The organism is Bacteroidota bacterium, from assembly GCA_030017895.1.
Lineage (GTDB): Bacteria > Bacteroidota > Ignavibacteria > UBA10030 > BY39 > JASEGV01.
The window spans coordinates 47294-72262 of record JASEGV010000003.1 but is presented as its reverse complement, the minus strand read 5'-3'; the positions used below and the strand labels follow the sequence as shown (position 1 = coordinate 72262).

General features: G+C 36.7%; 20 protein-coding genes. 3 read left to right on the top strand and 17 right to left on the bottom strand.

Going from position 1 to position 24969, the window contains the following annotated elements; translation table 11 throughout:
- Positions 1-3: 3 nt before the first annotated feature.
- From rpsO to rfaE1, 17 genes are all read right to left on the bottom strand, one after another.
- Positions 4-273, bottom strand: coding sequence for a 30S ribosomal protein S15 (rpsO, locus tag QME58_01375; GenBank protein ID MDI6802480.1), 270 nt, complete (start codon positions 271-273; stop codon positions 4-6).
- Positions 274-292: 19 nt separating this feature from the next.
- Positions 293-1231: a bifunctional riboflavin kinase/FAD synthetase gene (locus QME58_01370; GenBank protein ID MDI6802479.1), complete on the bottom strand. Its 939-nt coding sequence runs from the start codon at positions 1229-1231 to the stop codon at positions 293-295.
- Complete coding sequence (truB, locus tag QME58_01365) at positions 1200-1931, bottom strand: tRNA pseudouridine(55) synthase TruB (GenBank protein ID MDI6802478.1); 732 nt, start codon at positions 1929-1931, stop codon at positions 1200-1202. The genes QME58_01370 and truB overlap by 32 nt, the downstream gene beginning before the upstream one ends.
- A complete protein-coding gene (rbfA, locus tag QME58_01360; GenBank protein ID MDI6802477.1) occupies positions 1918-2280 on the bottom strand; it encodes a 30S ribosome-binding factor RbfA in 363 nt (120 codons plus the stop codon). The genes truB and rbfA overlap by 14 nt, the downstream gene beginning before the upstream one ends.
- A gap of 8 nt (positions 2281-2288) precedes the next feature.
- Positions 2289-5009: a translation initiation factor IF-2 gene (gene infB, locus QME58_01355; protein ID MDI6802476.1), complete on the bottom strand. Its 2721-nt coding sequence runs from the start codon at positions 5007-5009 to the stop codon at positions 2289-2291.
- Positions 5010-5024: 15 nt separating this feature from the next.
- Positions 5025-6347, bottom strand: a complete 1323-nt coding sequence (nusA, locus tag QME58_01350; protein MDI6802475.1) for a transcription termination factor NusA — start codon at positions 6345-6347, stop codon at positions 5025-5027.
- Positions 6348-6372: 25 nt separating this feature from the next.
- Entirely contained in the window at positions 6373-6825 is a 453-nt protein-coding gene (locus QME58_01345; GenBank protein ID MDI6802474.1) for a ribosome maturation factor RimP, read from the bottom strand.
- A 119-nt stretch (positions 6826-6944) separates the two neighbouring features.
- Positions 6945-7973: a low-specificity L-threonine aldolase gene (ltaE, locus tag QME58_01340; protein MDI6802473.1), complete on the bottom strand. Its 1029-nt coding sequence runs from the start codon at positions 7971-7973 to the stop codon at positions 6945-6947.
- Positions 7960-9615 (bottom strand): apolipoprotein N-acyltransferase, encoded by a 1656-nt coding sequence (gene lnt, locus QME58_01335; protein ID MDI6802472.1) that lies wholly within the window; start codon positions 9613-9615, stop codon positions 7960-7962. Before lnt ends, ltaE begins: the two co-directional genes overlap by 14 nt.
- Positions 9590-10195, bottom strand: coding sequence for a phosphatase PAP2 family protein (locus tag QME58_01330; protein MDI6802471.1), 606 nt, complete (start codon positions 10193-10195; stop codon positions 9590-9592). The genes lnt and QME58_01330 overlap by 26 nt, the downstream gene beginning before the upstream one ends.
- Complete coding sequence (locus tag QME58_01325; protein ID MDI6802470.1) at positions 10188-10808, bottom strand: DedA family protein; 621 nt, start codon at positions 10806-10808, stop codon at positions 10188-10190. The genes QME58_01330 and QME58_01325 overlap by 8 nt, the downstream gene beginning before the upstream one ends.
- Before the next feature lie 38 nt (positions 10809-10846).
- A complete protein-coding gene (ispF, locus tag QME58_01320; GenBank protein MDI6802469.1) occupies positions 10847-11323 on the bottom strand; it encodes a 2-C-methyl-D-erythritol 2,4-cyclodiphosphate synthase in 477 nt (158 codons plus the stop codon).
- A gap of 2 nt (positions 11324-11325) precedes the next feature.
- The gene (locus tag QME58_01315) at positions 11326-11598 is read right to left on the bottom strand and encodes an acylphosphatase (protein MDI6802468.1); all 273 of its coding nucleotides are present in this window, start codon (positions 11596-11598) and stop codon (positions 11326-11328) included.
- 8 nt (positions 11599-11606) lie between these two features.
- On the bottom strand, positions 11607-13721 hold the full coding sequence (gene rnr, locus QME58_01310) for a ribonuclease R (GenBank protein ID MDI6802467.1): 2115 nt from the start codon (positions 13719-13721) through the stop codon (positions 11607-11609).
- Between the two features lie 12 nt (positions 13722-13733).
- Complete coding sequence (locus QME58_01305; protein MDI6802466.1) at positions 13734-18239, bottom strand: translocation/assembly module TamB domain-containing protein; 4506 nt, start codon at positions 18237-18239, stop codon at positions 13734-13736.
- Positions 18232-18732, bottom strand: a complete 501-nt coding sequence (gene rfaE2, locus QME58_01300) for a D-glycero-beta-D-manno-heptose 1-phosphate adenylyltransferase (GenBank protein MDI6802465.1) — start codon at positions 18730-18732, stop codon at positions 18232-18234. The genes QME58_01305 and rfaE2 overlap by 8 nt, the downstream gene beginning before the upstream one ends.
- Positions 18732-19751, bottom strand: coding sequence for a D-glycero-beta-D-manno-heptose-7-phosphate kinase (gene rfaE1 / locus QME58_01295; protein MDI6802464.1), 1020 nt, complete (start codon positions 19749-19751; stop codon positions 18732-18734). The genes rfaE2 and rfaE1 overlap by 1 nt, the downstream gene beginning before the upstream one ends.
- A 110-nt stretch (positions 19752-19861) precedes the next feature.
- Here rfaE1 and QME58_01290 point away from each other — a divergent pair, with 110 nt between their 5' ends.
- The 3 genes from QME58_01290 (at position 19862) to QME58_01280 (ending at position 24968) form a co-directional block, all read left to right on the top strand.
- Positions 19862-20641, top strand: coding sequence for an RNA methyltransferase (locus QME58_01290; GenBank protein MDI6802463.1), 780 nt, complete (start codon positions 19862-19864; stop codon positions 20639-20641).
- Positions 20642-20700: 59 nt separating this feature from the next.
- Positions 20701-23841 carry a peptidase MA family metallohydrolase gene (locus QME58_01285; GenBank protein ID MDI6802462.1) on the top strand — a complete coding sequence of 1047 codons (3141 nt, stop codon included), beginning with the start codon at positions 20701-20703 and terminating at the stop codon, positions 23839-23841.
- Between the two features lie 266 nt (positions 23842-24107).
- Entirely contained in the window at positions 24108-24968 is an 861-nt protein-coding gene (locus QME58_01280) for a TRAP transporter TatT component family protein (GenBank protein MDI6802461.1), read from the top strand.
- Position 24969: the final 1 nt, after the last annotated feature.

Below are 24969 nucleotides of genomic sequence, written 5' to 3'. Positions count from 1 at the left end.
TATTTACTTTCTAATATTTAATTCTTGAATAATTTTTCGATACCGTTCGATATTGTTGGCGATTAAATAATCCAACAAACGGCGGCGCTTTCCTACCATAAGCAGTAATCCGCGTCGTGAATGATGATCGAATTTGTTAGTTGCCAAATGTCCGGTAAGCTCGTTAATACGTTCAGTTAATAGAGCTATCTGAACTTCAGGTATTCCTGAATCTTTTTCGGTTTTACCATACTTTTGGATAATTTCGTGTTTTTGTTCTTTTGTTAATGGCATTTTAATTCCTTTATTACTTTTATTTTTTAGTTAATTCCTTGATGAAATTTTCACAGCATAATTTATCTTTATTTAATTGAATAATCAACTCGTCTGTGGAAGCGAATTTTTTCTCGCTTCTGATTCTTCTATGAAAATTAATAATTACATTTTTGCCGTAAAGTTCTTCGTCGAAATCGAAGAGATGCACTTCGATAACTCTTCGCATATCGTTACTGAAAGTCGGACGAACACCGATATTGAGCATTCCGAAATAATCGGATTTATCAACTTTTATACTCACAAAATAGACCCCCTCAGCCGGCAACAATTTCTTAACCGAGAGCGGTCGCAGATTGGCAGTCGGAAATCCGATGATTCGACCTCTACCATCGCCTTTGACAACGCTACCTTGCACTGTATATGAGCGAGCTAAATATTTTTCAGCGAGGCAAACATCACCTCGTAACAGAATATCACGTATCTTCGAGCTGCTCACAACCTCGTTATCTACTTTTACAGGTGGCATCATATCGACTGTAAAACCAAGTTGATTACCTAACTCTTTCAACTGTTCGATTGAAGCTTCACGGTCTCTGCCGAACATGTGGTCGTATCCAACAATTATTTCCTTCACACCAATTTTTTCAAAAATGATGTTTTTAAAAAAATCTTCGTATGGAAGCCGCGAAAACTCAAACGTAAAGTTTATTATAAATATCTCATCAATCTTGAATTCGGCAAGCAACTGCAGCCGTTCCTCAATCGAAGTGAGAAGTTTAGTAGGACCACGCCCTACAACTTCACGCGGATGCGGATCGAATGTAACAAGAACAGTACGAGCATTGGCTTTTTCAGCACGGTCTATTAATTCTTTTATAATTTTCTGATGGCCAAGATGAACACCATCGAAAGTTCCGATTGTAACAATCGTGTTTTGAATAAAATCAATTTCGCTGATTGATCGATAGACCTTCATTATCAAGTGTTCGCGTTGTAAGTTCTTCAATCGAGAATGCATCATCGAGAAGAAAATGACCTATTCTCGTTCTAACTAATGCGTTTAAATGTCCACCGCAACCTAACATTTCACCAATATCGTTAGCCAATGAACGGATATACGTTCCTTTGGAGCACACCACACGTAACTTGACTTCGGGTGGCTGGAAATCGATTAACTCTAATTGCGATATTTCAACTTCACGAGCTTCAAGTTCTATTTCTCTGCCTTTACGGGCATACTTATAAAGCGGCTTACCGTTTAATTTTATTGCTGAATACATAGGCGGTTTTTGCATAATAACACCGGTAAGCATTTTAAGAACTCTGTTTACATCATCCTTTGTGATATCGGCAAAACTACGGATTTTGATAATTTCGGTTTCTGCATCGTAGCTTGCAGTGCTAGCACCTAAAACCATCACAGCTTCGTATTCTTTTTCCATGTCGGTATAATCTGAAATTTGTTTTGTCTTCTTCCCCATTCCAACAATCAACAATCCTGTGGCTTTCGGGTCTAAAGTTCCGGCATGTCCTACTTTCTTCACGCCAAAATGAATCCGCATTTTTTTTACAACATCGAAGGATGACCAACCCATCGGTTTGTTTACCAAAAAGATTGAACCATTTTCTTTTAAAAAATTCGACCCCGGAATTTTGCTATTTTTATTCAGTTCCAACAGGCTTATCGTTTTCGTGTATCTTTTTAATGATGTTATTGATATGTTCTGCTCGATCGAGTGTTTCATCGATATAAAATTGAAGAGCAGGCGTATATTTCAAACTGATATTCGAAGCTAAACTTGTTCGTATATGTTTGGAATTGTTTTCTAACATTCTTAAAGTTTTAACCCGTATTTCCGGTTTCTCGAAAATGCTGACATATATTTTTGCAATTTTCAGATCAGGGGTCATGTGAACTTCGGTAACAGTAATAAAACCGAATTCTTTTGAATTATATTCACGTGAAAGTATCAAGCTAATTTCGTGCTTGATCACCGAAGAAACTTTTTCTAAACGTATCGACATTTTATTACCTATACAAGTTTACGTTTGAGTTCAACAATTTTGTATGGCTCGATGATGTCGCCAATTTTAACATCATTATAACCTTCGAGAGATACACCGCATTCGTATCCTGAATCAACTTCACGCACGTCGTCTTTAAAACGTTTGAGTGAAGAAATTCCACCATCGAATAAAACGAGTCCGTCGCGGATCAAACGCACTTTGCTGCTGCGTGTAATTTTTCCATTTAGTATGTAACAACCTGCAATTGTTCCTGCCTTTGGAATCTTGAAAACATCACGAACCTCAATTGATCCGAGAACTTCTTCTTTTTCCTCCGGCGCAAGCATACCCTCGAGCGCTTTTTTCACGTCGTTAATTACTTCGTATATAATCGTGTAGAAACGAATTTCGACTTTCTCCGTCTCGGCAAGTGTGCGTGCATTAACATTCGGCCGCACATGGAAACCAATAATAATTGCATTGGAGGCAGCAGCCAACAGCACGTCTGATTCCGAAATAGCGCCAACACCTTTGTGTATAACATTCACCCGGACTTCAGGGTTAGCTATTTTCATCAGGGCATCGGAAATTGCACCGACCGAGCCGTCAACATCGCCCTTAAGAACAACTGTTAATTCTTTAACAGTTCCTTCTTTAACTTTTTGTGAAAAGTTGTCGAGAGTTACAGTTCTGATTTCGCGGAAATCCTGTTCGCGTTTTAACTGCTGGCGGCGCACACTGATATCGCGTGCATCTCGTTCGCTTTCTGAAACTACTAACAAATCGCCTGCTTGAGGAATAGTGTCAAAACCGATTACCTGCACCGGTGCTGATGGACCTGCAGATTCTACCCGATGTCCGCGTTCGTCGAACATTGCCCTTACTTTTCCATAAGAAAAGCCAGCGATAAAAGGATCCCCGATTTTCAAAGTTCCCTTCTTAACAAGAACAGTGGCTACGGTTCCTCTCCCTTTATCAAGCTGTGCTTCGATTACAGCGCCACGAGCTTTAGTTTTAGCTACAGCTTTAAGGTTTAATACTTCGGCTTCAAGAAGAATTTTTTCGAGAAGTAATTTAACATTTTTTCCTGTTTTGGCAGATAATTCTACCGATTGATATTTACCACCCCACTCTTCGACGAGTATATTTTTTTCAGATAATTGCTGCCGAATTCTCTCAGGATTAGCTCCGGGTTTATCGATTTTGTTCATTGCAATTACGATGGGAACATTGGCTGCTTGTGCATGGCTTATCGCTTCAACGGTTTGAGGCATAACAGCATCATCGGCGGCAACAACTAACACTACGATATCGGTAAGCTGCGCTCCGCGTGCACGCATGGCAGTAAATGCTTCGTGCCCGGGCGTATCAAGGAAAGTAACACTTCTCGCTTCATCAACTTTTACAGAGTATGCACCAATATGCTGAGTGATACCACCAGCTTCACCAGCTACTACATTTGTTTCTCTGATAAAATCGAGCAACGATGTTTTTCCATGGTCAACATGTCCCATAATGGTTACCACAGGCGGACGCCATTCTAATAATTCTTCGTTTTCATCTTCTGTGTCAACAACTAAACGCTCTTCAAATTCGGTCATGAATTCAATATCAAGCCCAAACTCAGATGCTATCAGTGTTATTGTATCCTGATCGAGCCGTTGATTTATAGAAACCATCAACCCTAATTCGATGCACTTTTTAATTACGTCGGCTACGTCAACTTGCATCAAGTTAGCCAATTCGTTTACCGAAACATATTCGGTAACTTTAAGTTTTGATTTTTGTTTTTCTAATTCTTCTTGAAGTTTAGCTTCTTCTTCGAGCCGCTCTTTTTTCTTTTTCTTACGCATCTGAGCACGTGCGCTAACCGATGTATCGTCCATCTCCGCAATTGTACGGCGGATTGCACTTTCAACTTCTGCCACATTAATCTCAATGTGCCTTATCTTTTTCTTTTTCTTTTTCTTCCGATCTAATACATCATCCTCTTTTGTTACTACGACCGGTGCGGTTTTTTCTACTTTTTTCTTACGCTTTCTTTTCTTCTTTTTGGCTTTGGCATCTAAGTCTTGTGCATCTTTTGCAACAGCGACTGCCGGTTTATCAGCCTCGGGCGGTGTCAACACCATTTTTCCCCGAATGGTTAAACCCATTTTGGGAGTAAGTCGTGGTATGCTTTTTTTAGATTTTTTCTCTTTTTTATCTTCTTCAGTTTTTTCTTCCGGCTGAACTTGTTCAGTCGCTTCGACCTGAGTAATAGGATGAGGTTCCGGAGGTTGTACTACCTCTGTTATCTTTTGTTCTGGTTCGGTAGCAACAACTTCCTCAGCAATAATTTTTTCGACAACCGGAGCAGGTACAACAATTTTCGGTGCAGGCGGCTCAACAATTGTGGGAGTAATTGCGGGGGCTGGAATTTCTACCGCAGCTATTATCTCGATAACAGGAATTTCTTCTTCTTTTACGCGTGGCGTTTTTTTAACAGTTTTAGCTGGTTCTGCTTTTTCTACTTTCTTCTCTTCTTTTTTAGGAGTAGTTTTGAAAGATTGAATTTTTCGTTGATGTTTCTCGACGCTCTCTTTTTCTTTTTTGAAATGAGACAATATTAAAACACTCATCTCGTCAGTTATTGTAGAGTTGATTGTCTTTGCTTCGAAGCCCTTTTTAGTCAAAAAAGCGATGAGCGATTCACTCGCGATATTAAGCTCTTTGGCTACTTGATATAATTTTTTCTTTTTATCCACTTATTAACTTATTAATTATTTATCTTCGCTGTTTTCCGATTCTTCGGTTGCTTCGCTTTTCGATTTGGCTTCGAGAGCCGATTTTATATCTTCTTCGCTATCAATCTCGGCTTCCTCAAGTTCTTGAATCATTAATTCTTTCATCTGCTTGATCTTTGGTTTCGTTAAACCTTCGATTGCGAGAAGGCTTTTTATATCGGCTTCAATTACTTCACGGGCAGTTTCATAACCTTCTTCGACCAATCGTTCTATCAAAGGTTCACCCAATTCAGCACGGAATTCAGTGATGTCCATATCATATTCTTCTTCAACAACAAGTTTTTGCACATCAATATCGTAACCGACAAGTTTAGATGCAAGCCGAATGTTTTGCCCGCCTCTACCTATTGCTAACGACATTTGATCACGGTCGACGGTTACCATTACCTTTTTATTTGCTTTGTCGATCTTTATTTCTTTTAATTTAGCAGGCGCTAATGCTCGAATAATAAATTGAGATGGGTCATCGATATAATTAATAACGTCGATATTCTCGTTATTTAATTCACGCACAATTGAGTGAATCCGAACACCTTTCATACCTACGCAAGCGCCCACAGCATCAATGCGATCGTCGTGCGATTCGACTGCAATTTTTGCTCGTTCGCCGGGTTCACGTGCTATTGCTTTTATCTCGATGATACCATCGTAGATTTCGGGTATCTCGTGCTCAAATAGTTTTGACAAAAATTTCGAGTCTGAACGTGTTACAATAACATGAGCTCCATTTGCAGTTTTTCGAACCTCTTTAACTAATACACGTATTGTTTCGCCTTTTTTATATCGCTCTTTTGGTATTTGTTCGTTACGCGGTAAAACAAGTTCGTTGCGGTTATGGATTATTAAGATTTCGCTTTTCCTGACCTGATAAATTTCACCGGCGATAATTTCGCCAATCGAATTTGTGTATTCATTAAAGATGAGATCTTTTACTATTTCTTTAATCCGTTGGTTGAGCGTTTGCCTTGCGGTAGCGATTAACCTTCTACCGAAACTACTAACATCAATTATTTCTACGAAATCGTCTCCAATTTCGAGCGGTTCGTTGGTTTTTTTTCTGACGGCTGCCAATTCGATTTGGGTAGTCGGGTCGGTTATGGTTTCTACAATTTCTTTCTCAAGAAAAATTTCAATATCGCCTTTATCCATATTTACTACAACATCGAATTTTGCTTCAAGTCCGTATTTTTTTCGTGTTATCGTGGCAAAAACTTCCTCAATAACACTTACCAACATGTCTTTATCGATGCCTTTTTCTCGAACCATTTGTCCGAATGATTCAACTATTTCATAGTTCATATTTTTCTCCAAATTCTATTTTCTGTTACCAAGCTGCTTTTATATTAGCTTCAAAAATGTTATCAAACGAAATTTTCAAAATATCACCGCTTTCATTTTCTACTGCTATTGAATCGACGCTAACCTCTAAAAGTTTACCAACAGCTTTATAGAGTTCTTCTTGTTTTTTCAACTTTAATTCGATAAGGCGGCCTACATGTTTATGGTATTGTTCAATATATTTTAATGCACGCGAAATTCCGGGAGATGAAACATTCAAATAATATTTTCCGGCGATTACATCATCCAAATCTAAAATCTTTGCAATATCTCTACTCACGTTTGAACAAATTTCGGCAGTAATACCTTCTCGATTATCAATAAATACTTCTAACACTTTCGATTGCCGCTCACCCCTTAAAACGATATCTATCAAAAAGAGTCTATGTTGTTCAATTATCGGAGCGATGAGTGCTTCAATTTTTTGTTTGATATCCAAGCTAATTTCTTATTTTTCAATTGTTTAACGCCCTCCAAAAAAAAAGTCCCAATGGCGGGACTTTTCGAAGGGTGGCTTATAATACATAAAATCTGTTTGAAAAGCAAATCGAATTTGCATCAATCGAAAATGGTTTGGAACACTCTATTCGCCTGATTAATTTCTTCAAAAGAGACATCTAAGTGCGTTACAGCCCGGATACTGCTATTCCGTTCCGGAGTTAATAATATACCCTTTTTTTTCAACAGGTCTAATATTTCCTGCTGGGTTTTGTTGATTTGAATATCCGCTATAACCATATTGGTCTGCACCGACTCGAAATTAATTTTGAATGTCTTTAAATTTTTCAAGCCATCTGCAAGAAGTTTAGCTTTTTTGTGATCATCTGTGAGACGATTAATATTATTTTCTATCGCATACAAACCAGCCGATGCAATAACTCCGACTTGCCTCATACCGCCGCCGAACATTTTCCGATATACTAAAGCCCGATCAATAAATTCTTTGTCGCCTATGATCACCGAACCAATTGGTGCACCCAAACCTTTTGAAAGACACACAGAGATAGAATCAAAATATTGTGCATACTTTTTTAAAGAAATTCCTGATTCGACGGATGCATTCCAGATTCTTGCTCCATCAAGATGGAGTTTGATATTCCGCTCACGGGCTAACTGACTTATTTTTTTGATATCTTCGATAGGAAAAATTGTTCCGCCCGAACGGAGGTGTGTGTTTTCGAGACAAATTAATTTTGTTTTGGGAAGATAATAAGCATTAGGGCGTATCGCAGCCTGAATTTGTTCAGCAGTTATCACTCCCATGCTGTTTGGAATTGTTTTTATACTGACTCCGGACAGAGCGGCAGGAGCAGCATTTTCATAAACAAAAATATGCGAGTCCTCATCTGCAATTATTTCATCGCCATTATTTGTGTGTGTCCGAATACAAACTTGATTCCCCATCACTCCTGTCGGAACAAACAGTGCGGCTTCTTTTCCAAACATCTGGGCGACCTTCTCTTGTAGTTTGTTTACTGTAGGGTCTTCCCTATAAACATCGTCGCCTACTTCAGCATCCATCATTGTAAGTCGCATTGCCGATGAAGGTTTCGTAACCGTATCGCTTCTTAAATCAATAGTTTTCATAATTTTTTCTTCTAATGAACGTATAAAATTTTTGACCGAAACCAGCCATCAAAATAAATCCACCGAAGAGCAAACAAACTTCGGCTAACATATCACCATATTTAGTATAAACTGTGAGTTCTTCACGCGCTTGAATTTCGTGTTCGATGATTGCTGATTTGTACATCTTCGTTTCATCATAAACTCTGCCGTATGGATCGATGAAGCAGGAAATACCACCGTTTGCACAGCGGGCAATCCAACGTCTGTTTTCGATAGCCCGAAGAACAGCGTAACGTTTATGTTGATATGCTCCGAAGGTATCGCCCCACCAACTATCATTTGTAATTATCGTCAGGAATTGTGCACCTTTCCGTACAAAACCAGCAACAAATGTAGGATAAATTGATTCGTAGCAAATCAAATTGGAAAATTTAACTTTGCTACGGTTTTCCAACGGAAGCTCAAAAACAGTCGTGTCTTTACCGATTCCCCAACCGCCAATGCCAACTCCCCATTCAAGAAAATCTAAGAAATTCAAAAAATCGGCATAAGGAACACGTTCTGAGAATGGCACAAGCCGAATCTTTGAATATTTTTGAAGTCGATCAGATTTTGGTATTAATAAAAGCGAGCTGTTGTATGAATCGTATCTTTCTTCAGAGTACATCATTTTTTTAGCAGATCGTGGCGGTTGCTCATCCTCTTTGTAAATATGAATATCCGGAAATCCAGTAAATAGCGATATGTTCAAAGTATCGATTCTATCCTTTACTTTCTCGAAATGAGTCTGATACTGGGGCATCAATAAGTAATATGGAATAGCAGTTTCTGCCCAAATTATCAAATCGGTATTTTCCGAAACGCTATCACTCATTCGTAAATATAAATCTAATTGCTCCTCCTGTGTTACAAAATTCCATTTTTCCCAAGGGTCAATGTTTGGTTGTATAACTGCGATTTTTAAATTAGTATGTTGTGTATTTTCATTTGAGTTCCTAATAATTACGCTGCCTGAAATTTTTGGAATTAGATATAACAATGCAATTAAACCCAAGCAAGCAATCGTCCTGATAGCTTTTGGTTCCCATTCTTTCAACATCAATTTTACAACCACTACAAAAACAATAACATTCATCCACAATAACCAGAAGGATAATCCGTAAACACCGGTTAACGATACGAATTGAATTAAATTCAGATCATAAGTAAGAGCATTACCTAATGTTAACCAAGGAAAAGCAAACTCGGAAATTGAATGCAGATATTCGAACGAAACCCAGATGAATGGAAAAGTGAAAATTGCAACTTTGAAACTTAGATTACGACGGATAAAAGTAAATGCTACAATTGGAATAGAAAGAAACAAAGGATGCACAACTAACAGCGCTCCCCCAGCTATCATCAGGTATGGATCTTTAGCTTGGAAGAAACCACCTACCCAAGAAATTGCAATTAAGTTAAAAATAAAAAATGATAAATAAGAATACCGAATACTTCTGCCATACTCTTCGACGTTGGAGAGAAGAAAAAAAAGAGGTATAAAAGCGAATGCCGATAGAATTCCAAACTCGAAAGGTGGAAAAGAAAAACCAAAAATTATACCTGAAATAGCAGCTAATATTATGTTTTGATAATTAAGTTTTAATTTTAGAAGTTTCATAATCGAACCTGAAAAATTTCTTGTTCAGAAGTAGCCAAGAGTGAAAAATTAGAAAGGCTATAGAGGTACCTACGAATGCTCCTGCTACAACATCAGAAGGGAAATGAACACCTATATAAACTCTTGAAAATGCAATCGAAGATGCGAAAACAAAAAAAAGCCACTTTGTTTTTGAGTAGAAAAAAGAGATAAGAGTTGCGGTGGCAAAATAATTTGTAGCGTGAGACGAGGGGAAGGAATATCCCGAACCGCAATTTACCAACAAACGAATTTGATCTACTACCATCGTTCCATCCATTATATGGCAGGGTCTTGGTCGTCCTATCAGCGATTTAAGTATCGAGCTGTTGAACTGATCGCTTACAGCTATCGTAATAACAAGAAGTGTAATAACAATTCTCCCTTTTGTCCCTCCTTTGATTGCTAAAAAAAATACTGATAAAAAAATGAAGACCCTTCCTGCCAATGTTTTATCCCAGTCGGTAAGAACGGGCATCAAAAAATCGAAGTAGCTATTTGCTAAATTAGTATTGATAAATATAAACAATAACTTATCAACCTCAATAAAATACTCAAGCATTTTTTGTTTTCTTTCTCTGATATACGAGATAGTATATTATCCACAAAGAAGCAACGAGTATCATTACCGAGGTAACAATCATCCAGTATGTTTCCAAGTGCTCGCCTATCTTACGCCAATTTCTTCCCATTACATAACCCGAATAGAGGAGGATAACATTCCATACCATCGCACTGACGAGAGATAAAATAACAGTAATTTTGAGGTTCATTTCAGAAATTCCTGCAAAGAAGGAAACGATTGCCCGTGTGCCGGCTAAAAACCGATTTGCAATAATTATAGCATATCCATATTTGCTAAACCACTTTTCCATTTTATGAATATTATCGACAGGGATAAACTTGAATTTTCTTGTTTCGATTATATGTCGCCCAAACCACTTTCCGATTAAATACATTGTGATAAAACCTAACATACTGCCCAATGACGCAAAGAATAAGGTAGCAAAAAAATTCGATTTTCCGATTGCCACCATTGAACCACCGAATACAATTACGACATCACTCGGAGAAGGAGGAAAAATATTTTCGATATATGCGATGAAAAATATTCCCAAATAAATTAGGACCGGTTCGACTTCAGATAAAAATTGTATGATTGCTTGTAAGTCCATCAGTGGTAGTTGGTTGTGATAATTATTTGATTTTAAATTTAGAGTGTTTTGCTAATTAGTGCGACTGCATATACCGCTATGCCTTCACCTTTGCCCACGAATCCTAATTTTTCTGTAGTGGTTGCTTTTACAGAAATATCTGAACTTGCTAAATTGAGCGCGGAAGATAAATTTCCACAAATTTGTTCAATATATGGAGCCACTTTAGGAGCCTCCAACACAATTGTTGAATCAATATTTACTATTTCAAAACCATTTGTTTGTAATAAGGCACGGATTTTTTTTAAAAGTTTCAAACTCGATATACCTTTATACTGGGGGTCGATATCAGGAAAATGTTTCCCGATATCGCCAAGAGCAGCTGCTCCAAGCAAAGCATCGCCAATTGCATGGCACAAAGCATCAGCATCTGAATGCCCTAATAATCCTTTTGTAAATGGAATATCAATGCCGCCTAAGATTAATTTTCTATTTTCGGCAAAAGGGTGAACATCGTAACCAAAACCAATACGCATTTTCATAAAATATCAAACTTTTGATAAATATTTTCTATTTGTTTCAATTGAACTTTTACATCTCTAACATCGGCGAATCTCGGTCCTATTTGAACCGCTTTAATTAAATCATTGACTAATGAACGGTCGCCTTGAACAACAATTTCAACATCACCATTATGAAGATTTTTGACGAATCCGGTTAAGCCTAAACGGTTTGCAAGGTTCATTACAAAATATCGGAACCCAACACCCTGAACCATTCCTTTGACTATGATGATTGCTTCGACTTGCATTTTTCTGGTTAATCAATTATACGAAAATCGATTTGACGGTCGATTGAACTAACACGCACAACTTGGACATTAACTTTATCGCCTAATCTATAACGCTTCTTTGTTCGCCTGCCAATATAAGTATAATTTTTTTCATCAAAAACATAATAGTCGTCTTCAAGATCTCTAATATGAACTAACCCTTCCACTAACAAATCCATAATTTCTATAAATAGTCCGAACTTCGTGATCCCGGAAATGATTGCTCTGAAATCGTCGCCTACGTGCCGTTTCATAAATTCTACTTGCATAACTTTTATCGAAGCACGTTCGGCTTCAATTGCTAAACGCTCGCGGGCGCTCGATTGCACACATATTTCATCTATCGCAGCGTGCGTTTCTTTAACTTTTTTAGAGGCAGGCTCGGTCAAATATTCTGTTAATAATCTATGAACCACTAAGTCAGGGTATCGGCGTATTGGTGATGTAAAGTGTGTATAGTGTTTAAATCCTAATCCAAAGTGTCCAATATTTTTTACAGAGTAAATAGCTTTAGCCATCGATCGGATAGCAATTTCATTTATAACTGCTTCTTCTTCTTTGCCCCGGCAACTGGCGAGAAGTTTTTGCAGTTTTTTTGAAGTCATACCATCTCCCTTATCCAACGTGTAGCCGAATTGTGAAACGAAATCGGCAAGTTCTTTAATTTTATCAGGATCGGGTCTATCGTGAATGCGATAGATGAATGGTGTTTTGATATGTTCGGCTACAACTTTGTTGGCTAAAAGCATAAAATCTTCAACCAACCGATGGGCATCTAATCTCTCCTTCCTGATTATCTTTATCGGGTTACCGTGTTTATCGAATTTAAACTTAACTTCAGTACTCTCAAAGTCAATGCTTCCCTCTTTTAAGCGATTTTTAAGAAGAGTCTGGCTCAGTTTACGCATTATTAACAAAGTATCGGAGTAGTCTCCTTTTCCACTTTCCAAAATTTCCTGAACTTCTTCATAACTATAGCGTCTTTTATTGTTGATTACTGTTTTAGCCAATTTATAATCAATAATTTTACCTTGCTTTGTGATGGTTATAAAGACTGAAAAAGCTAATCTGTCGCGTTTGGGTATGAGGCTGCAAATCCCATTCGATAAAACTTCGGGAAGCATCGGAATAACGTCATTCGCCAAATACACACTCGTTCCCCTCGAGAATGCTTCGTGATCAATTTTTGACCCTTCTTTTACATAATGACTCACATCAGCAATGTGCACTCCTAATTCGTAAGTCGATGAATTTATTTCTTTCAATGATAGAGCATCATCGAAATCTTTTGCATCTTCTGGATCGATCGTAAAACATACTTCGTCTCTAAAATCAAGCCGTTCTTTAATTACACGATGAGGAATTTCCTCTGAAACATTTTCAGCTTCATTGATTACACTATTCGGAAATGTCAATGGCAATTTAAACTGATGAATAACAGAAATAATTTCAGTTTTTATTTCACCGGCTTTCCCAATTATTTCAATTACCCTGCCTTCAGGATTTTGATTAATGTATCTCCACTCTTCAATTACGAAAGTTACTTTATTGCCGGGACGAGCATCTAAAGTTTTTCCTTTAGGTATGAAGACATCTCGCCTGATGCGTGAATCGTCTGGTATTACGAAGAAAATGTTTTTATTTTTATCCACCACACCAATTAATGGTTTTTTGCTCCTTTTAATTATATCTACAACTTCACCTTCGTAGGGTAAAGTTTCAGCATCGTTTACAGTTTCTTTTAACGACACAGGAAATACTGCCACCGAAACAATATCATCATCAAGTGCGGTTGAAATGTAATTTGCAGAAATTAATACATTTCCTTCGTCAGGGGGATTTAATTTTACTAAACCAGAACCGTTTTTTAAACGTGTGAACACACCTATTCTGTGAGTTGATTTTGGCGGTTTATAGACGCCATATTTTTTTCGGGAAGCCGGACTCAGTTTGTTTGTCAGAACCAACTCTTTCAGAGTATTTTGTAGTGTTAGAATATCGAGTTCATCTTTCAGCGACAGTCGCCTTGCTAATTGATGAGCTTTAAAAGTTTCGTTTGGATACTTATAAATCAGTTTTAATATTTTTTCTTCTAGTGTCATATATTTTTTTGGTTAGAACGACCATCTATAGTATATTCGGGCGCTGTTAGTTAATTTTTTATCGATTGTATATTCGCCTGCATCAACTTTACGCTCTAATTGTAGGAATAAATTTTTCATTTTATCGGATTCCAAAATATCACCAAAGTTAAGTGTAAAACTGATATTAGCATTATTAATATCATCGAAAATTCTTCCACCGAATCTCCAATACGCATTGAATATTTGTCCGCTCAACCGGAGGTCGGCAGATTGTTGAATGCTCCCGCCATGATAAGTTATTTCCGCCGATCTAATAAATTCAAACTCACGTCTTAAAAAATCGGTAAGGATTCCGGATAATAATGTCGAAGTTGCGCCTGCAACGATAGAGGTTCCGGCACTTGAACTTAAACTTGAAACAATATCGGATTTTTCTCGAGCATTTAAGTCATCACGAAATTTATTAGTAAAGAGAAACGATATCGCATCGCTCTGCAAATCGCCTCCTTGAATGTCTTTTGAATATTCTTCATCGTCAATTGTAATATTCATGCTCAGATGCGGTTCAAGTCGGGTGCCTGAAATTATAAGTGTAATAGTTACTTTTTGTTCGGCTACCACTGAGTCGGGTGTAAGAGTTGGTGGTTTTCTTAAACCTGAATAAGTGGCTTTAATATCCAACTCAGGATTATTTGGGTCGCCTAAAAATTTTAATTTACCGGCAGCTTCAAACCTCTTGAAGAAATTGTAGTACGACCTGTCGGATATCGATATTTCACCGGTCGAATAATTTCTATTGCCAACCCGTTGTAAATTAATTTTGCCATCTAACTCTGCATACAATTCTTCGCTTGTAGCAGGATTAAAAATCATACGAATACTTGTTGTTCCTTTGGTTTCGAGGGTTATATCATATGTTAATCCGGCTAAAAATTTACTCTCGGTTTGTATCCCTCCTACCAGATTTTTGGCATTCGTATCGTGCATTGCAGAAAAAAACTGATGTTTCAAATTATCCTGTTTATCAGGTTTTATAGTATCGTCAAAGGCTACATACCTGACTATCCCTCCCGATTCGTCATAACTGCTTGATTGCGATGAAGGGAAAACAATATTCGCATCCTGAACTATCACATTTCCAGAGATATTAGATTTAGCCAATGAGCCTTTAAAATGAAGTCCTTGGTTGCCAACCATCCCAACAAGTCGTCCGTACATATTTTGCATCTTTCTGCGTGAAGTTTCCTTCAAAAGTAAAAGTTGACCGGTTGCATTCAAATCAAAATCACTAATCTTATATTCTCTTAAAGCAAAGAATCCGTTAATATTTACCTTCCCTTCCGTATAATCCGATTTATCGTTGCTAAGTTGAAATTGGGGAAGATAAATTTTGTCAACATCCGACAATAACGAACCAGATAAATTGTAGTAAATATAATTTTCGAGCAATAAAAACCTCGACTGCTGTAATTGGATTGTTCCAGAATAATTTGGCTGCTTCGGCGTTCCCGTTATACTCATATCGCAAATCAGCATACCTTGTAAGTCGTCGATTGCAGGTATTAATGGATTTAATACGCTTAATTGAAAACCGGACGAAACAATTTTCATATTCAAAGGTTCTTCGGGAAATAATTTTTCTCCTTCTTGAAATGATAAATCAATTGGTAGTTTTCCGTTGATCATAAAATCAGGTTTTGTTTGCAATCCTTCGCTCGCAAAATTAATGCTTACATCTAAATATTTATCGAGGTAATTGAATGAGCTTTTAAGTTCTCCAAAGTTTGAATTCCTGTAGAAGATACTGTCAACATTAACTGTCATACTTAGAACAGGATTTTCTAAACTACCTGAAAACTTCATCTCGGAATTTACTTTACCATATACTCTGTTTTTAGGATTTTTTAAATTATCACTCTTGATAAAATGGTGTAATCCTTCTAACTCAAATTTTTCGATACGGCTATTGAAATTGATTATACCATCGGCAAACAGCTTACCGTCGATATATATTTTTTCTATATTGTTCCGGTGAAGGATAAAATTTTCCAATTTTAATTCTTCGGGATTTACAGATATACCAAACGTTTCGTTACCTTCCCACGAGTAATCGCCCCAAGCAAAATTTAATTTCGGAAACAAAAATTCAAAAGAATTCGGGTGAACAGCAACTTCTGAAATAAAACTTAACCTGTTTGCTTTGCCTATATCCGAAGTATATATCAGTTTGCCTTTCGATCCGGAAAAATCAAGGTTTAATTTTAAATTATCCAAGTCGATTTTGTTGAAAACAATTTTTTGTACTTCTGAGGAAACATTTAGATTTAACTTCTCAAAAAGGTTTCTTTCGGTGAGAGAATCGATATTATATTTTATTGAACCTTCCGACATTAAAATCCCTGTGCCAGTTGAACCGATAAAGAAATCTTTAATTTCGATATTTCCTTTGTTCGTAATGCCTCCCCCATTTTTGATTACTAAACCTTTTACTGTCCCCTCGAAATTAAAAGGTATATTGTTAATTAGGTTAGAGATGGATGTTAAATTTTTTGATCGAATCTCATAATTGAACCAATAAGGGCTTTCCTCTTTTTGTTCGATGTAAGACTTCGAATTATATTCGACATTCAATCTATCGGATATTGAAGTTCGATGGGATATAGCTTTAGAAAAGCTTGAAACGATATCAGTGAATATGGAAGGAATTTTTGGGAAATCGAGATGACCGGTTAGTAAAATATCGGCCATCGAGGATTCAATTTTTAAAATCTTATTTGAGGTATCGCTTTGATTTAATGTCAGATGAAATTCTTCAGTTTGAAATTTATGCTTGCCAACTACTGATGGGAAGATTGTTAAGTTAGTAGTTGCATTCGCATTATTTATATTTGTTCCTGTCAGCGTTATCGTGGCTTGTAGCGATAGGTCGCCTTCGAAATGTTTATTGTTTAAAAAGTCAGCGAGATTTAAAGATGTAACAGATGTTTCGATATTATAAGTTGGTAATTGACGGTTTGTATAATCAAGATTAGCTGTGATGTACGATTTCATTCGGTCGGATTTGAGGAGAGAGACCATTTCGATTCGTTTATCATGAACCTGGATCGCGAGATTTGAATTATCTAATTTTACGTTTGCAAATTTCGATGAATCAATTTTTAAATTAACTTGTGCATTTAAGTTATCGATACTCGAACCGATTCCTTCAAAAGTTGCAGAAGAGTTAATATCGCTGCTGTATGTTACGTCATCCAATAGTTTAGCAAAATTTAAACCGTATGTTTTAAAATTTCCGCTATATTTCAACAACGAATCTTTTAGATTGAGATTGACCTCAGCTTGAGCTTTACCCGCATCCGTTTGAACATTTAATTGCGTTTTAAAATCTAAAGGGTTACCAATATAAGTTGCAAAAATAAGTGAGTTACTAATGTTTTTAAATTGAGGGATTTTAAAATAAGGCAGCAACTGATTCACATCAGATGGTTTGATGCGGGCTTCATCAATTTTGATATTCAAAAACAGATCTTTGGGTGTGTGCAGATTCGAGAGATTACCTTCGATTTTTAAGTATGAATTAAATGTTTGCAGGTTAAGATGATTCACAAAAATATCGCCAAACTCACCTCTTGCATCTAAATCCAAATAAACCGATCCATTCAGAAAATATACCGGCGACAGAAAACTTTTCAATTCGTTCAAATTTAGAATGCTCCCCGTTACTTTTAGTGCGACCGGTTTTTTTTCAAAATCTTCCAACAAAAGTTTGTCAAAAATATTCACATCCTTCAAGCTTGCTTCTATTTTTATACTGGAATTTTTTGAAGCCGCCACAAGAGTTTTTACTTCAATGTTTTCTTCATTGAGGACGATTTCGCCGCTGAGCGACAACAAACTGAACGATGTTGATGGCAGATAACCATGTAAATCTTTAATCTTCAATTTGATATTGTTATGCTTGAATACTCCGGAAATCTCTGTGCTTAAATTATTTACTGTTAGGTGGCGATAATCTAAATATTGAGTAGTAGTATCGATATGGTGTTTAAAAACTTCGCGTAGCGAATCGTGGACGAAAAATGTTCCATTTATTACTTTAACATTCTCAAAAGCAATCGTCCATTCAAATTTTGAAGGTGCTTTTTCCTTCGCTCTAAATATTTCAGAGATGTTCCATTTGCCATCTTTCGATTTCAAGATGTTCACTTTAGGGTGTTCTATTGTTAAACTACGGAGTGTAATTTTTTTACCCAAGATTGAATACGGGTCGTGATGTAGTTTAATTTTTCCAACAGAAAGAAAGACTTCGTCGCCATGCGTGATAGTAAGTGAATCGATTGAAAAACCTGTAATAAAATTTCCACTGATAGTACCAAGATAAAGTGAGCCATCGATATTTTCAGAAACATTTGAAAGGATAAATTCTCGCAGACGGTCTTTAAAAAATTTGGATTGAGTAAAACCAATGGCAACAATAAAGATAAAAACACACAATCCAAACAAATAAGCGATAATTTTTAGTACTTTTTTAATCATTCCCTGATTGAGTATTTGAACAATACTTTTTTATTATTGTATCTACGATATTTGTCGTAGAACGATCCTGAATAAACTCTATCGTAGCTACTTTACCACCGTTGGCTTCAACAATATTTTTCCCCACGATATTTTCTATATTCCAATCGGCGCCTTTCACCAGAACATCCGGAAGGATATCTTCTATTAATTTCAAAGGTGTTTCTTCTTCAAAGATACAAACAAAATCGACGGGACAAAGATTAGCTAACACAAAAGCCCTGTCCTGTTGACTAACAATCGGTCTTTTGTCGCCTTTAATTCTTCTGACTGAAGCGTCTGAGTTCAAGCCAACAATAAGAACATCTCCGGCCGATTTTGCTTTCATCAAGTATTCAACGTGTCCGCGATGGATTATATCAAATACCCCGTTTGTGAAAACGATTTTTTTCTTTTGCTTTTTTTGTAAAGCCCGAATGCTGATTAATTCTTCCTTCGAAACTATTTTTCCCATTATTTACCCGTTTTTCTTGGAGGTCGGTGATTCATATCTTCTAAAAGAGTCTGAAACAATTCATCTTTATCGATTGGTACAATTCCAACTTCACCGCACACGATACCCCCGGCAGTATTTGCCATTAAAGCAGCCTCAAGTATATCTGCTCCGCTTGTCATTGCCATAGTAAGGGTCGAGATAACTGTGTCCCCTGCTCCTGAAACATCTAACACAGAGCGTGCAGTTGTTTGGATGTTTTTGAAACTACCGTTCTGTCCAAACACCGCCATACCATACTCGCCTCTCGTGATTATGACGTGCTCTGCTTGTAATGTTTCAACGAGTTTTTTTCCCGCGTACTCGAGGTTTTGATCGTTCAGTAATTTTATTCCAAGCGCTTCTTCGGTTTCTTTCCGGTTAGGTTTAAAAACTGTAACGTTTTTATATTCAAAAAAATTATTAAACTTCGGGTCAATCGTAATTATCTTATCGTATTTTTTACTTATCTTAACAGCACCTAAAATAATTTCTTTACCCACAACCCCTTTGTTATAATCTTCAATAATGATAGCATCTATAGAAGAAATATTTGATTCTAAAATTTGTAAAAGTTTTTGTTGCAAACTGCTATTTGCTTCGCTCTTTGATTCTCGATCAATCCGAACTACATGCTGGTTATGTGCAATAACGCGAGTCTTAACTGTAGTCGGGCGGTCGTCATCGGAAATAATTCCAGATGTATCTAAACTTTGTTGTGTACAGATGTCTAAAAAATTCTTCCCGCTTCCGTCGTTGCCTAATAGACCAAGAAGCATTGGTATGCCACCTAATGATTTGATATTATTAGCAACATTAGCTGCTCCACCAAGCCTGTTAGATTCCGAATCTATTTCGACAACAGGTACGGGCGCTTCCGGAGAAATACGTGTAACTGTTCCCCAAAAATATCGGTCAATCATTAAATCGCCTATGATTGCAACTTTTTTGCCGTTTAAATTTTTGAAAATTTCTTCTAATCGTTTTTCTGGTATTAACATTATGTTATGAAGTTAATTTAAATATTCTTTTTAAATATATGCAGAAACTAACTTACTTTCAAGTATGTTATATTTTGAATTATTACCGTATTTATCTATATTTTAAATAAATGAAGATGCTATCTCAATTAACCAAAGAAAAATTGAAATCTATTCGTAAACTTTCTCAAAAAAAGTTTAGAGAAATCGAAAGAAAGTTCATAATTGAAGGAGTAAAAATCGTTCAGGAAGCTTTGGCTTCCGATTGGATAACGGAATCGGTGTTAGTTACAAATGAATGCTTTTCTAATCTTTCGAATAAAGATTTATTTAATATGATTGAGGAAAAAGGCGTTCCGGTATTTCAGATTTCCTCAAATGATTTGGACGCTATGACCGACACTCTAACTGCACAGGGTATAGCAGCAATTGTTGAAGAAAAAATTACAGAACCCTTAAATTATTCACTCAACTCAGTTATTGTTGCTGTTGACAGAATTTCGGATGCCGGTAACCTTGGAACTATTATCAGAATTTGCGACTGGTTTAAAACTGATGCTTTACTAATCGGGCAAGAGAGCGTGGAACTGTTTAATCCGAAAGTTGTAAGAGGTACGATGGGCTCGGTTTTTCATTTCCCAATTTACAGGAATGTTGATTTAGTGCGATGGTTAAGTGATGCAAAAACTTTTGGTTACAAAGTTTATGCGGCAACTATGAATGGAAGTCCGCTCCAATCACAAAATTATCAAAAGAAATCAGTTTTTGTTTTTGGCAGCGAGTCGCACGGGATATCCGATGAAATCCAAAGAATCGCAGATACAACCATAACAATCCCGAGGTTCGGCAAAGCTGAATCGCTAAATGTTGCTGTAGCTTGCGGAATCGTTATCGCTAATTTCAAATTATGAATCTTTTATACATTCAAAACGTTTAATTAATTACAGAATAAATAAGTATTGGTATCGATATGAAAAATATATATTTAAAACTATTCCTCTTGATTGCGGTTTCCCTTCTTATATTTGGAACGGTAACACCTCAAGAAACTAATTTTGGAAAAAACAAAGTTCAATATAAAAAATTTGATTACTCCTTTATCCAATCTGCTCACTTTGATGTTTATTTTACTGAAGGAGGTAAAGATATTGCTCAGTATGCTGCTGAAGCTGCCGAGTTAGCATACAAGTCTATCAGCAAGTCTTTTGGTTATGAAATCACGAACCGGATTGCTATTATTGTTTATAATTCGCACAACGATTTCCAGCAAACAAATGTAATTTATCAATATATGGAAGAAGGCATCGGCGGTGTAACTGAGTTGTTTAAAAACAGAATTGTAATACCGTTCGAAGGCGACTATAAAAAATTCAGACACGTGATTCACCACGAACTCGTTCACGGTGTAATCAACGATATGTTTTATGGCGGTTCGCTGCAAGCAATAATTGCGAACAATATAATGATTCAGCTTCCTCTTTGGTTCAACGAAGGTTTGGCTGAGTATGAAGCGCTCAAATGGGATACAGATTCCGATATGTTCATCCGCGATGCAACGATACACGAAAACCTGCCGCCAATCGAATACCTTGGCGGTTATTTTGCTTACCGCGGTGGTCAGTCGGTTTGGTATTACATTGCAAATAAATATGGCGAACAAAAGATTAGTGAAATTTTAAGTCGGATTAAAGGCTCACGAAACGTTGAACAAGGATTCAAGTCGGCAATCGGGCTTGGAATTGAAGACCTTAACGAACGCTGGCAAAAAGAAATGAAGGTTACTTATTGGCCCGATATTGCAAAGCGTGAAGAACCAAGCGACTATGCCCAACGATTAACCGAACATAAAAAAGAAGGGAGCTTTTATAATACAAGCCCTGCTATTTCGCCTCAAGGTGATCGTGTTGCTTTTATCTCGAATCGCGACGATTACTTTGATGTTTTTGTTATGAATTCGCTTGATGGCAAAATAGATAAGAAACTAATAAAAGGTCAACGAACTGCCGATTTTGAAGAGTTGCACCTCTTGACTCCGGGAATGTCGTGGTCACCCGACGGAACCAAACTTGCACTTGCAGCAAAAAGTGGCGCTCAAGATGCCGTTATAGTAGTCGATGTGAACAGCGGCACAAGTAGTAAATTAGAATTTGGTTTAGATGGGATATTTTCTGTTGACTGGTCTCCAAAAGGCGACAAACTTACATTTATAGGAAATACACCTAAGCAATCAGATGTTTACACATACGATTTTAATACAAAGGAATTACTAAATATCACACAAGATATTTTTTCCGACTATGAACCGGCATGGTCGCCGGATGGGCAAACAATTTATTTTACATCCGACCGGAAGGGTTTTCTCTCCCCCGATTCATATCCAACGAACTTCAAAATGCAAGACTATCAACATGATGAAAAAGACTTGTATAAAATAGATATTGAAACAAAATTGATTACACGGATTTTAGAACTCCCCCATAGCGAGGAAACCTCGCCAATAGCATCACCGGACGGTAAAAATATTTTATTTATATCGGATATTAACGGTATAAATAATATCTATGTTTACAACTTAGAAACCAATACATATAAACCACTCACAAATTCGTTAACCGGAGTTTACCAAATTTCTATGAGCAAAGATGGTAACAAATTATGCTTTGCCTCGATGGTCAATGGAGGTTTTGATCTCTTCCTTATGCGAACTCCACTTGAAAAAAACTTAAATCTATTAGAATTAGAACCAACAGATTTTATAAAACAACAACAGCAGAAACCGGTTAAACTTGTTGTGGAGTCAACTACAAAGGATACTATTAAACTTTCGGAAGATATTATCATTAGTACCGATGAGGACTCAACCAGTATTTATGGAAAGGATGTAAAAGTAGATTTAAGAAATTACGTTTTCAGCCAACCCAAATCTGTAAATACTTTTGATAAATCCGATACTACATCGGATAAAACAATAAGAGATAATCGCGATGAAAATGGCGACTTTATAGTCAACAAGTATAAATTAAATTTTTCACCCGATATTGTTTATGGAAATGCCGGCTTCAGTACTTATTATGGAATACAAGGCTCGACTGTGATGGCATTCAGCGATATGTTAGGCGATCACCAAATAATATTTATTACAAATTTAGTAGGCGACCTGAAAAACAGCGACTACATGCTTGCATATTATTCGTTACCAGCAAGAATTGATTATGGCATTTCAGGTTTTCATAGCGCACGTTTTATTGTCTTAGGTAATAATTATGTTAGCTTTTTGTACAGATTCAGAACTTATGGAGGTTCGGTCTCTGCCTCCTATCCAATAACAAAATTTTATCGCTTCGATTTGGGACTATCTTACTTCGCACTCACAAGAGAAAACCTCGATTTACCTTCCGAGCCGATTCAACGAAGGAGTTTAATTCTCCCATCGTTGAGTTTTGTGCACGATAATTCCCTCTGGGGAATAACTTCACCCGGAAATGGAAGCCGCTACAACCTAACTATGTATGGAACACCAAAAACTTCACAAGAAGGTTTAAATTTCGTTTCGATATTAGGTGATTATCGAACTTACTTCAAACTTTGGAAATATTATACTTTCGCCTTTCGATTCGCAGGAGGTGCGAGTTTCGGTGCTAATCCTCAAAGATTTATTATCGGTGGAGTTGAGAACTGGCTTAACCGGCAATTCACTAACGAGCAAGTGCCTATAGAGAATGCTGAAGATGTTCTCTTTCTGACAGCGGGTGTGCCTTTAAGAGGATACATTTACAATACTCGTATCGGTACAAAATATTTTTTAATCAACAACGAATTCCGCTTCCCGTTTTTTGGCTATCTGGCTGCAGGTCCTTTACCGATTTTTTTGCAATCTTTAACCGGTGTAATGTTTCTCGATTTAGGTGGCTCGTGGCATCATAAAAAAGATTTTCAAGCTTTTGCTAAAAACAGCGAAGGTACATATATGAAAGATCTACTTGGTGGAACAGGTTTCGGGACTAGATTAGTTCTACTCGGTTTTTTAGTTAAAGTTGATGTTGGATGGTGGTTCAACTTGCAAGGATTTTCGACACCTAAATATTACATTTCATTAGGTACTGATTTTTAGTGATATTAGAATATAGTTTGAAAAAATACATTAATAATAAATTTGACTACCAAAACGACGAAGATACCTCCTGTTACATAAAATGTTATGTTCCGTATCTTTTTCTTTGTTTCAGTTTTTAATAGCACCATTATATAAAACCTTTTTTATTAAAGTTATCATTTGTTCTTCTGTAAAATACAAAATCTGATTCCGAAATGAAATAGCTACGTGTTTTTAATCACACATTTCGGTATATTGAAAATAAATTTTTTGACCTTTTCACAATGAAAATAATAATTACGATAACATTTCTATTGGCTGTTATTTCTGGCTGCAGCATACAACAAATTGCCATCCGTTCGATGGGCGGTTTGATGGAAAATGGTTTTATTGTTTTGAATGAAGAGTCGGATTTAGATATCGCTGAAAAAAGCGCCGCATCAAATCTGAAACTACTTGAAGCAATGATAAAAAGCGATCCCAAAAATGAGAAACTCCTTTTACTTGCAACTATGGGATACTCGAGCTATGCTCTGGGTTTCGTAGAAGATGACTCTCCCGGACGAGCACGAAATTTTTATTTACGATCAAAAAATTATGGAATGCTTCTACTTAAAAAAAATAAAGCATTCGCTGCAACAACATCAGGAGATTTAGAAAATTTTTCCAATGCACTTCGAACATTTTCTAAAAGCGATATCCCACTTCTGTTTTGGACCGGAATCGGTTGGGGAAGTTATGTAAGTCTATCCCTCACAGAACCTGAAGCATTGGCAGATTTGCCGAAAGTAGAAGCGATTATGAAATATGTTGCCGAAAATGATAGTTCCTATTTTTATGGGGGCGCTCACTTCTTTTTAGGAGCGTTATACGGTAGCCGTCCAAAAGTTTTAGGAGGAAATCCCGACGAAGCAAAGAAACATTTTGAAAAATGTTTACATATAAACGGAGGAAAATTCTTAATGTCGTATGTTTATTATGCTCGCACTTATGCAGTTCAAATACAAGACCAAAATCTATTTGAAGAGTTATTAACAAAAGTGGATGAAACATCTATAGACGTTTTGCCCGAGGCGCGTTTATCTAACGCAATCGCAAAGAATAAAGCCGAAAGACTTCGTAATCAAATAAACGATTTATTTTAAC

Coding starts and splice junctions, on each gene's coding strand:
- ispF (MDI6802469.1), bottom strand. CDS start 11,323: ATGCGTATTGGTTTTGGTTACGATGTTCACCCTTTTGCCGAAAATAGA.
- rpsO (MDI6802480.1), bottom strand. CDS start 273: ATGCCATTAACAAAAGAACAAAAACACGAAATTATCCAAAAGTATGGT.
- rnr (MDI6802467.1), bottom strand. CDS start 13,721: ATGACACTAGAAGAAAAAATATTAAAACTGATTTATAAGTATCCAAAC.
- QME58_01290 (MDI6802463.1), top strand. CDS start 19,862: ATGAAGATGCTATCTCAATTAACCAAAGAAAAATTGAAATCTATTCGT.
- QME58_01285 (MDI6802462.1), top strand. CDS start 20,701: ATGAAAAATATATATTTAAAACTATTCCTCTTGATTGCGGTTTCCCTT.
- ltaE (MDI6802473.1), bottom strand. CDS start 7,973: ATGAAAACTATTGATTTAAGAAGCGATACGGTTACGAAACCTTCATCG.
- rfaE1 (MDI6802464.1), bottom strand. CDS start 19,751: ATGTTAATACCAGAAAAACGATTAGAAGAAATTTTCAAAAATTTAAAC.
- lnt (MDI6802472.1), bottom strand. CDS start 9,615: ATGAAACTTCTAAAATTAAAACTTAATTATCAAAACATAATATTAGCT.
- rbfA (MDI6802477.1), bottom strand. CDS start 2,280: ATGTCGATACGTTTAGAAAAAGTTTCTTCGGTGATCAAGCACGAAATT.
- rfaE2 (MDI6802465.1), bottom strand. CDS start 18,732: ATGGGAAAAATAGTTTCGAAGGAAGAATTAATCAGCATTCGGGCTTTA.
- QME58_01330 (MDI6802471.1), bottom strand. CDS start 10,195: ATGCTTGAGTATTTTATTGAGGTTGATAAGTTATTGTTTATATTTATC.
- nusA (MDI6802475.1), bottom strand. CDS start 6,347: ATGAACTATGAAATAGTTGAATCATTCGGACAAATGGTTCGAGAAAAA.
- QME58_01370 (MDI6802479.1), bottom strand. CDS start 1,231: ATGAAGGTCTATCGATCAATCAGCGAAATTGATTTTATTCAAAACACG.
- QME58_01280 (MDI6802461.1), top strand. CDS start 24,108: ATGAAAATAATAATTACGATAACATTTCTATTGGCTGTTATTTCTGGC.
- QME58_01325 (MDI6802470.1), bottom strand. CDS start 10,808: ATGGACTTACAAGCAATCATACAATTTTTATCTGAAGTCGAACCGGTC.
- QME58_01305 (MDI6802466.1), bottom strand. CDS start 18,239: ATGATTAAAAAAGTACTAAAAATTATCGCTTATTTGTTTGGATTGTGT.
- QME58_01315 (MDI6802468.1), bottom strand. CDS start 11,598: ATGCAAGTCGAAGCAATCATCATAGTCAAAGGAATGGTTCAGGGTGTT.